Consider the following 9179-nt stretch of genomic DNA (forward strand, 5'->3'; position numbering starts at 1 on the left):
GGGGGGTGGCGCTCGGATTGAGCGGCGGGGCGGGTGCAGGTGCCGCCTTCAGCGTGGGCGGGCCGCGGGTCGTGGTCCTCGCGGGAGCGCCACGACGAGCACGATGAGGGCGGGCCTGTCGGCGAATCGGTCGGCGGGCTAGTATTACGTGGTAGAGGTAATACGTGCTACGCGGAGGCGGGACATGCGGCTGAACAGCAAAGGGCAGGTCACGATCCCCGCGGAACTCCGCGAGAAGTGCGGCCTGCGCCCCGGCGACGAGGTGGACGTCATCGAGGAAGGCGGCGTCCTGCGGATAGTGCGCCGGGAGGGCCACGGCACCAGAGGGCAGCGGGCGGCCCGCCGGATGAGGGGAAGTGCTGCGGGCGGCATGTCCACCGACGAGATCATGGAGCTGCTGCGTGGCGAGTAGCCGGTTGAGGCTGGTCGGTTCGGGCCGGGCGCGGCCGGTGACGCTGGTCGACTCCTGTGTGCTGCTGGATCTGATGACGGACGACGAGACCTGGGCCGACTGGTCGGAGGCCGCGCTGTCCACGGCCCAGGACGAGGGTGACGTGGTGATCAACCCGATCGTCTACGCGGAGGTCTCGGTGGCGTACGCCGCGATCGAGGACCTTGACGCCGTCCTTCCCGCCGAGGACTTCGCGCGGGAACCGCTCCCTTACGAGGCGGGGTTCCTGGCCGGCAAGGCCTTCCTGCTGTACCGCAAGCGCGGCGGGCAGAAGACCGCACCGTTGCCGGACTTCTACATCGGTGCGCATGCGGCGGTGCGCGGCTACCGGTTGTTGACCCGTGATGCCACGCGCTACCGCACGTACTTCCCGACCATCGAGCTGATCTGCCCGTAGCGCGCGCCGGGGCCGGTGCGGAAGAGCGTCGGGCCCGCCGGAGGAGCTCCGGAGAACTCGTCGAAAAAACTTTCGCGGGGAGCGATGAGTTCTCGGGGCGGTCGCGGTCTACCCCTTCGCAAGTGACGGACGTGACCACGGAGGAGATCCCGAGATGACCGAGAACCTGGGCGAGCTGACCATCACCCGCGAGCTGCCGGGCACCCCCGCCGCCGCGTTCGAGGCGTACTTCGAGCCGGAGCAGTTCGTCCGCTTCTGGGGTCCGGCCGGCACCCACGTGCCGCTGGAGACGGTGACCATCGAGGCGAAGGAGGGCGGGCGCTACGACAGCACCATGGTGGTCGACGCGACCGGTGACCGGTACCCGCTGAAGGCGGAGGTCGCCGAGATCCGGGCGGGCGAGTTCTTCACGATGGTGGAGGAGGGCTCGGGCATGCGGTCCACCCTCACCTTCACCGGGCTCGACGGGGGCCGCACCCGGGTGGTGCTGCACCAGACCGGGGTGCCGGAGATGTTCCGCGGCCCGGAGGCCGAGGCGGGGCTGAACTCCAGCTTCGACCGGCTGGTCGAGCACCTCGCCGGCCGGGGCTGACCCGGCGGGCAGGCCGCATGCCGTCCCGGCCCGGTGCACGGCCCGGTGCACGGTCCGGTGCACGGGCCGGGGGCGGCGCCGCTCGGCGGTCGGCGCCGCTCAGCGGTCGGCGTCCTGGGGGTACCAGCGGAGTTCGACGGTGTTGCCGTCCGGGTCCTGGACGTAGACGGAGGTCGCGGTGCCGCGGGCGCCGTAGCGGGGGACGGGGCCTTCGAGGACGGTGAAGGTGCCGGCGTCGATGACCTCCTGCCAGTCGAGGGGCTCGACGGTGAGGCAGAAGTGGTCGACGTTGGACTCGTGCCGGGGGCCGTGGACCAGGTCGATGATGGTTTCGGGGCCGACCCGGACGGACGGGAACGGCGCCCGGCCGGCCCGCCACTCGTCGACCCGGACGGGGGCCAGGCCGAGCAGGTCGGCGTAGAAGGCCAGCGAACGCTCGACGTCGGCGACGTTGAGGACGAGGTGGTCGAAGGCTACGACGCGCATGGGTGATCGGCTCCGCTCGGGTGCGACTGCTGGGAACGGGTTCCACGATCCTCCTGGTCGGACGCGTGATCAACGCTGGATCGTCGTACGATCGTTGAGCCGCATTCAACGATCGAGGGGCGGGCGGGGCCGGGATGCTGGAGCGGCTGGAGATCGAGGTCGTGCTCGCGCTCGCCGAGGAGCTGCACTTCGGGCGGACCGCCGAGCGGCTGCACCTGACCACGGGGCGGGTCAGCCAGGTGGTGCGGAAACTGGAGCGCCGGATCGGCGCGCAGCTGTTCGACCGCACCAGCCGGTCGGTCCGACTCACCGCGGTGGGACGGCAGTTGGCCGAGGACCTGGTGCCGGTGGCGGCGGCGACGGAGGCGGCGCTGCGCCGGGCGGAGGACGCCGCCCGGGGCGTCACCGGGGAGCTCCGGGTGGCGTTCCTCGGGGAGTGGACGGCGCCGGTGCTGCTCAAGGCGGCCGCGCTGTTCGGCGAGCGGTACCCGGACTGCCGGGTGGACGTGCGCGAGGTGCAGCTCTCCAACTCCCGGTCGAGCCTGGAGGACGGCTCGGTCGACATCCTGATCGCCTCCTACCCGTTCGACGGCATGGCCCGCGGGCCGGTGCTGCTGACCGAGCGGCGGGTCCTCGCGGTGGCGGCCGGGCACCCGCTGGCCGCGGAGCGGTCGGTGTCGGTCGAGGTGCTGGCCGACCACCCGGTGGTGCAGTACCCGGCCGTCACCTCGGCGGGCTTCAAGCGCGACCGCACCCCCGACCGCACCCCGTCCGGCCGTCCGGTGCCCAAGGGCCCGTCCGGCGGCACCTTCTCCGAACTGCTCAGCCTGGTGGCGATGGGCCGCGGCGTCCTCCCGGTCGGCGAGCACTCCCGCCGCTACTACCCGCGCCCGGACGTCGCGTACGTGCCGATCCACGACGCGCCCCCGATCGAGCGCGGCCCGGTCTGGCTGGAGAGCAACACCACCGCCCGGGTCCGCGCCTTCGTCCGGGCGGCGACGGACGTCGTCGCGGAGCGGCCCGAGGGCGCGCCGCTGTGCGTGCTGGCGACGGACTGACCGCGCCCGCCCCGAAGCGGGTCAACTCGCCCTGCGCCGACGGTAGTAGTGCACGGTGAGTACGGCGAGGAGCGGCCCCCAGGCGGCCAGCGGCAGGTAGCCGATCCAGAACACGACGGTCTGCCAGCCGTGGGTGACGACCCCGCCGCGGTCGCCCCGGATGGTCAGGCCGAGCGAGAACATCACCATCGCGTACGGGAAGACCATCAGCACCGCGGATCCCAGCCCGGCCGGCACGACGGCGGCGAGCACCGGGACCGGGCGGCCGCCGAGGAGGGGGATCCAGCGCGGCCACACCTCGCCCCAGCGGGCGACCAGGCCGAAGCAGAGGAGGGCCAGCGCCTCGCTGACCACGCTGAGCGCGAGGATGTACGCCCAGCCGCCGTCGAACGAGGCAGGGTCCCGCTCCGGTGGTGTCGGGCCGTGGTCGAGCAGCGGCAGGCCGACGATGAAGCCGCCGATCCGCCAGAGGCAGGAGGGCAGGACGGCCAGGGTGATCGCGTACCCGGTGCGGACCGCCCAGCGGGGCACGCCCGGTGCGGGAGTGCCGTGCAGTCGTGCCGCGATCGTCCGTGCGTCCATGGTTCCGCCTCCCGACCCGGGCGGACGCGGTCCGTCCGCCACCGGCTCCGACCCTCCCGGAGCGGGCGGGCCGGGGCGTCCTCATCCGGGCTGAACCCGCTCCCCCGGGCGAGGGAGTGGGTTGTCACCAGGTTGGGCGCGGCACCCCGGTGGCCGGGGTCAGGGCAGCAGCAGTCCCCAGGACAGGGCCCAGGGCAGGAACACCAGCCCGGCCAGCCTGGGCGATGGTGGCCGCACCCGGACCGGGGGTGGGGATGTCCCCCCGGGTCCGGGTGTGCCGGCCGGGGAGCGCAGGGTTCAGCGGACCTCGTCGGGCCCGGTGAAGTCGGGCGGGGTGTAGCCGGGTCCGGTGAAGTCGGGTGGGGTGAAGGCGGCCGGGCGGGGAGTGCGGCCCTCGCGGTCGGTCAGCCCTTCGGCGCCGGGGCTGGTGAACGAGGGCGAGGTGTAGCCGGGGCCGGTGAAGTCCGGGCTGCTGAAGTCGGGACCGGTGCCGTCGGGGCGGTCGGCGCCGGGTCGGGCCGCCGGGTCCGGCACCGGTGGCAGCGCGTCGAGCAGGTACGGGACGAGGCCGCGCTCGCGCAGCGCGGTGCGCCATTCGCCGTGGGCGTCGCCGAGTTCGGCGGCGAGCTCCGGGTCGGTTCCGGCCGGGGCGGTGGCGGCGCCGTCGCGCAGGGCGGTGAGCAGCAGTCCGATGATGCCGATGGCCATCGCGGCGACCCCGGCGGCGAGTGCCACCCAGCCGGCCGTGACCAGCGAGCCGGCCAGGGCGAGGTCCGGGCCGGCGGCGCGCAGCAGGTAGCCGATCAGCAGCAGGAACAGGGCGGCGGCCCAGGCCAGGATCGGGGTGAGCACGGTGAGGACGGGGAACAGTCCGCCTCCGCCGCCCCCGGTGCGCAGTTGGGCGAGCAGCCCGGGGTTGGCGGGCTCGCCGCCGGGCGGCGGCGGGGGCGTGCTGTGCAGGGCCTCGCGCAGCCGGGTGTAGTGGGCGTACTCGGTGGCGGCCGCGGCGTTGACGCGGTCGGCGTCGCGCAGGGCGCGGAGGCGCAGTTCGGCGGTGGAGAGCGCGCCGGGTGCGCGCAGGGCGGTGAGGACGGTGCGGTCGCGCAGGGCTTCCGTGAGGAGGCGCTCGTACTCCGGGCGGTCCTCGGCGAGCAGGGGCGGGGGGTTGGACATGGGGACCCCGTTCGTGCGGACCCCGTTCGCTCCGCCCCGGGGGCGTACGGCCCTCAGGGCGCCGAAACGGGCGCGGAGGCGGGCCGCCGGACGGGCGGCCGGGTGTGGTGTGCCTCATGGTAGGGGCGGGCCCGCCCGGGCTGACAGTCGGTTTCCGGAATTTCGCGCCCCCGGACGCGTGCGTGCGACGGTTCAGGCGCCGGGAACAACTGTTCTACGGCAAGGTCTGGTTGACGAGCAGTCGGGCGGTCAGCCGATGGGCAGCCGGGCGACCAGCAGCCGCCCCTCCATGGTGACGCCGCCGTCCATCGCCACCGCGAGGTCGTCCGCGTACACGTACGGCCCGGGGATGTGCGGCGGCTGGCCGTCGTCGTTGTGCACCGCGCCGGTGAGGTACGGGATCGGGCTGTGCCCGTGCACGATCCGGCTGCCGCCGTAGGTGTCCAGCAGCTCGTGGACGGCCAGCGGACCGGCTTCGCCGCGGAAGGCGAACCGCTTGGTGAAGCGGCGGAAGCAGTCCCACCACTCGTCCACGCTGCCGTCGGCGAGCAGGCTGTGCACCGCGTCGTTGACGTCGGGGATGGACTCGCCGTACTCCAGGTACGCGGTGGTGTCGGAGTGCAGCAGCAGGTGGCCGTCCTCCACCGCCATGGCGGGGAGCCGGGAGAGCCAGCTGATGTGGTGCGCCTCCAGCCGGTCCAGGTCGTTCTGCTGGCCGCCGTTGAGCCGCCAGGCGGCGAGGAAGGAGGCGGTGCCGGCGGTGGACTGGACGGGCTCGTCGCCGTACTTGGCGGCGCCGAGGAAGAGCAGCTCGTGGTTGCCCATCAGGGCGCGGCAGTAGCCGCCGGCCGCGGCGGCCTCGGCGGCCAGCTGCATGACCAGGTCGATGACGCCGATGCCGTCGGGGCCGCGGTCGGTGAAGTCGCCGAGGAACCAGATCCGGGCGCGGCCGGCGGACCAGTGGCCGTCGGCGTCGATCAGGCCCTGGTGGCGCAGCTCGGCGCGCAGCTCTTCCAGGTAACCGTGGACGTCGCCGACGACGTAGACCGGGCCGGGGGGCTCGCCGGGGCCGGGGGCCGGGTACGGGTAGGTCGGTGCGGCGGGGTCGGGCAGCGGCGGGCCGAGCTCGATGGTCGGCGGGTCGTCGCGGCCGGCGAGCTGGAGCGCCGGGGAGGGCTGGTCGGGCAGCGTGGGCTCGTAGCCGCCCTGGTCCTGGCCTTCGTACCCGCCCTGCTCCTGGCCGCCCTCGTACCCGCCCTGTTCCTGGCCGCCCTCGTACCCGTTCCGCTCCTGACCGTCGTACCCGCCCGGCTCCTGGCCCCCCTCGTACCCCGGTCCGCTCTCGTAGCCGCCCTGTCCCTGGTGCGAGAAGACCGGGCTGTTGTCCATGCCGATCCCCTGGGCGTGCACGGTGTGGCCCTGGCCGTCGGCGGGCCAGTGCTGCTCCAGGTAGCGGGCTCCGCCGTAGCCGCTGTAGGTCTCCCCGTCGTGGGCCTCCCCGTCGTACGGGGCCGCGGGGTAGCCGGTGGCGGGATCGGGTTCGTAATAGGTGCCGTACGGCAGCACGTCGAGGTCCGGCTGGTGGCGGGGGCCTGAGTGGGGGTGCTCAGGCCCGGGGAAGCGGTCCTCGGGTGTCATTCGCCCATCATAGGAAGACCACTCTCCCGGCGTCGTCACCTGGTGGGTATCCAATCCTCCGGAGCGTCAGCCGGGCGGCCCCACAAGGTCCGTTTTGTCCCGGCTCGGTACGGTCTCGTCAGCTCTGCCCGGGCCCGGTGCCCCGGTCCCGGGGCCGCCGCGGCGCGGTGGTCTAAACCTCGCCCGGCGACCGGGGCGGGCTGACGGTGGTGCGCGGACTCCGGCGCTGGGAGGACGCGCGGACGATCAGTTCGGTCGGCATCAGGGTGCCCGGCGGCGGCCCGGTGCCGGCGGTGCGGAACCGCGGCGGGAAGAGCCGGGCGATGTCGACGCCCGTCCCGGAGTCCACGCCCTCGATCGCGTCGATGAGCAGGTTGACCACCGTGGTGCCGATCTTGCGCGGCTTGAGCGAGAGCGTGGTGATCGGCGGTTCGGTGGTCGCGTAGACGTCGCTCTCGCTGCAGCAGACCAGCAGCAGGTCGTCCGGCACCCGCAGGCCGTAGCGGCGGGCGGCGGCCAGCAGGTCGGTGCCGTTGGGGTCGAACAGTCCGTAGACGGCGTCCGGCCGGTCGGGCCGGGCGAGCAGCCGGTCGGCGGCGACGGCGCCGGCGGCCGGGTCGTGCGCCGGGTAGGTCTCGTACACCGGCTCCTGGCCGACCTTGGCGCACCAGCCGAGGTAGGCCTCGGTGGAGAGCCGGGTGTAGGTGTCGGTGCTGGTGCCGGTGAGCAGGCCGATCCGGCGGGCGCCGGCTTCGGAGAGGTGGTCGAGGATGCCGAGCACGGCGGCCTCGTGGTCGTTGTCGACCCAGGCGGTGACCGGGCAGTTGCCGGGCTTGCCGTCGCTGACCACCGGGACGCCGGACCGGTAGAGCTCGCTCACCAGCGGGTCCTGGTCGGGCGGGTCGATGACCACGGTGCCGTCGAGGGCGATGTTGCCCCAGACGTCGTGGCGGGAGGAGGCGGGCAGCACCACCAGCGCGTAGCCGCGGCCCAGGGCGGCGCTGGTGGCGGCCCGGGCCATCTCGGCGAAGTACGCGAACTCGGTGAAGGTGAACGGCTCTTCACCGTAGGTCGTGACGGTCAGACCGATCAGGCCGGACCGTCCGGTGCGCAGGGTGCGGGCGGCCGCGGAGGGGCGGTAGCCGAGGCGCTCGGCGACCTCGCGCACCCGGCTGCGGGTCTCGTCGGGCAGGCGGCCCTTTCCGTTCAGCGCATCGGAGACAGTGGTGATCGACACTCCGGCGGCTGCTGCCACATCCCGGATGCCGGCCCGCTCCAGACGCCGTGAGGTGGTGGGACGCCGACCGCTCTGGTTGGCTGCTGCTGTCATGGCGGACCGATCGTATGGCTCCTGACAAGGGTCTGTGACCGGCGCATCGGGAGCCCGCAAAGATACGTTTCTCCACGAGTGAGCCGGGGTGCGCCCCTTCGATACCCGCCTGAAACCAGGCCTCTTACCTCTGACATGTGCCAAAGGAACCGGGCAGAATGGCTGATCCGCGCCTGTAACCCGACCGGGCATCTCACTCCTACGGGTGAGGGCGGTCGGTATCGTGCAAGGCACCCGACCGGGGTGGTCCGGACGCGTCACGAGGTCCCGGGCACGGCGGCGACCCCGTCCGTGGCGGGCGAGCGCACCGGAGAGTTCCGCAACTGGAAACGGAGTACGACCGTGAGCAGTGGTACGTCAGCGCAGGGCCCGCGGCTGCGGCCGACCCTCGACGGCATCCCCACGTACAAGCCCGGCAAGCCGGCCGGCGCCGACGCCTACAAGCTGTCCTCGAACGAGAACCCCTACGAGCCGTTGCCCGGCGTGCTGGAGACGGCGGTCAAGGCGGCCGGCTCGTTCAACCGCTACCCCGACATGGGCGTCACCGAGCTGACCTCGGTGCTGGCCGAGCGCTTCGGGGTGCCCGCCGAGCACATCGCCACCGGCACCGGCTCGGTCGGCATCGCCCAGTCGCTGGTGCTCGTCACGGCCGGCCCGGGCGACGAGGTGATCTTCGCCTGGCGCTCCTTCGAGGCGTACCCGATCGTCGCCACCGTCGCCGGGGCCACGCCCGTCCCGGTGCCGCTCAAGGCGAACGGCGACCACGACCTGGACGCGATGCTCGCCGCGATCACCCCGAACACCCGGCTGGTCTTCGTCTGCAACCCCAACAACCCCACCGGCAACGTGATCCACCGCGCCGAGCTGGAGCGCTTCCTGGACGCCGTCCCGGCCGACGTCCTGGTCGTGGTGGACGAGGCCTACATCGAGTTCATCCGCGACCCCGAGGTGCCCAACGGCATCGACCTCTACCGGGACCGCCCGAACGTCTGCGTGCTGCGCACCTTCTCCAAGGCGTACGGCCTGGCGGGCCTGCGGGTCGGCTTCGCGATCGCGCACGAGCCGGTGGCGGCCGCGCTGCGCAAGGTCGCCACCCCGTTCGGCGTGAGCCGGCTGGCCCAGGACGCGGCCGTCGCCTCGCTGCGCGCCGAGGAGGCGCTGCTGGAGCGGGTGGAGGCGCTGGTCGAGGAGCGCACCCGGGTGGTGGCCGGGCTGCGCGCCCAGGGCTGGGAGATCCCGGACTCGCAGGCCAACTTCGTCTGGCTCTGGCTCGGCGACCGCTCGCAGGAGTTCGCCGCCGCGTGCGCCGAGGCCGGCGTGATCGTGCGGCCGTTCCCGGAGGGCGTGCGGGTGTCGATCGGCGAGGCCGAGGGCAACTCGATCTTCCTGGCGGTGGCGGAGGCCTTCCGCAAGTCGCTCTGACGTCAAGCCGCTCTGACGTCCTGCTGCTGATCGCAGGGGCGTGCCGGTCC

At 73.4% G+C, this 9179-nt stretch carries 10 protein-coding genes; 5 read left to right on the forward strand and 5 right to left on the reverse strand.

The window, feature by feature from the left end; translation table 11 throughout:
* The first annotated feature begins 184 nt into the window (after positions 1–184).
* From ACFU6K_RS20810 to ACFU6K_RS20820, 3 genes are all read left to right on the forward strand, one after another.
* On the forward strand, positions 185–412 hold the full coding sequence (locus tag ACFU6K_RS20810) for an AbrB/MazE/SpoVT family DNA-binding domain-containing protein (RefSeq protein ID WP_380665075.1): 228 nt from the start codon (positions 185–187) through the stop codon (positions 410–412).
* Positions 402–848, forward strand: coding sequence for a type II toxin-antitoxin system VapC family toxin (locus ACFU6K_RS20815; protein WP_380665076.1), 447 nt, complete (start codon positions 402–404; stop codon positions 846–848). The genes ACFU6K_RS20810 and ACFU6K_RS20815 overlap by 11 nt, the downstream gene beginning before the upstream one ends.
* A gap of 154 nt (positions 849–1002) precedes the next feature.
* Positions 1003–1440, forward strand: coding sequence for an SRPBCC domain-containing protein (locus ACFU6K_RS20820; protein WP_380665078.1), 438 nt, complete (start codon positions 1003–1005; stop codon positions 1438–1440).
* Between the two features lie 99 nt (positions 1441–1539).
* Here the strand turns inward: ACFU6K_RS20820 and ACFU6K_RS20825 are convergent, their stop codons facing one another.
* Complete coding sequence (locus ACFU6K_RS20825) at positions 1540–1926, reverse strand: VOC family protein (protein ID WP_380665080.1); 387 nt, start codon at positions 1924–1926, stop codon at positions 1540–1542.
* Between the two features lie 134 nt (positions 1927–2060).
* On the opposite strand from ACFU6K_RS20825, the gene ACFU6K_RS20830 reads away from it, so the two are divergent.
* On the forward strand, positions 2061–2984 hold the full coding sequence (locus ACFU6K_RS20830; protein ID WP_380665082.1) for a LysR family transcriptional regulator: 924 nt from the start codon (positions 2061–2063) through the stop codon (positions 2982–2984).
* A gap of 21 nt (positions 2985–3005) precedes the next feature.
* Here the strand turns inward: ACFU6K_RS20830 and ACFU6K_RS20835 are convergent, their stop codons facing one another.
* From ACFU6K_RS20835 to ACFU6K_RS20850, 4 genes are all read right to left on the reverse strand, one after another.
* Positions 3006–3566: a hypothetical protein gene (locus ACFU6K_RS20835; RefSeq protein ID WP_380665084.1), complete on the reverse strand. Its 561-nt coding sequence runs from the start codon at positions 3564–3566 to the stop codon at positions 3006–3008.
* 297 nt (positions 3567–3863) lie between these two features.
* On the reverse strand, positions 3864–4739 hold the full coding sequence (locus tag ACFU6K_RS20840; RefSeq protein WP_380665086.1) for a hypothetical protein: 876 nt from the start codon (positions 4737–4739) through the stop codon (positions 3864–3866).
* A 249-nt stretch (positions 4740–4988) separates the two neighbouring features.
* Positions 4989–6128 carry a metallophosphoesterase gene (locus ACFU6K_RS20845; protein ID WP_380665089.1) on the reverse strand — a complete coding sequence of 380 codons (1140 nt, stop codon included), beginning with the start codon at positions 6126–6128 and terminating at the stop codon, positions 4989–4991.
* 421 nt (positions 6129–6549) lie between these two features.
* Positions 6550–7707: a LacI family DNA-binding transcriptional regulator gene (locus ACFU6K_RS20850; protein ID WP_074001983.1), complete on the reverse strand. Its 1158-nt coding sequence runs from the start codon at positions 7705–7707 to the stop codon at positions 6550–6552.
* 342 nt (positions 7708–8049) lie between these two features.
* Here ACFU6K_RS20850 and hisC point away from each other — a divergent pair, with 342 nt between their 5' ends.
* Positions 8050–9129, forward strand: coding sequence for a histidinol-phosphate transaminase (hisC, locus tag ACFU6K_RS20855; protein ID WP_049651240.1), 1080 nt, complete (start codon positions 8050–8052; stop codon positions 9127–9129).
* Positions 9130–9179: the final 50 nt, after the last annotated feature.

It is taken from the genome of Kitasatospora sp. NPDC057512, assembly GCF_042802135.1.
GTDB lineage: Bacteria > Actinomycetota > Actinomycetes > Streptomycetales > Streptomycetaceae > Kitasatospora.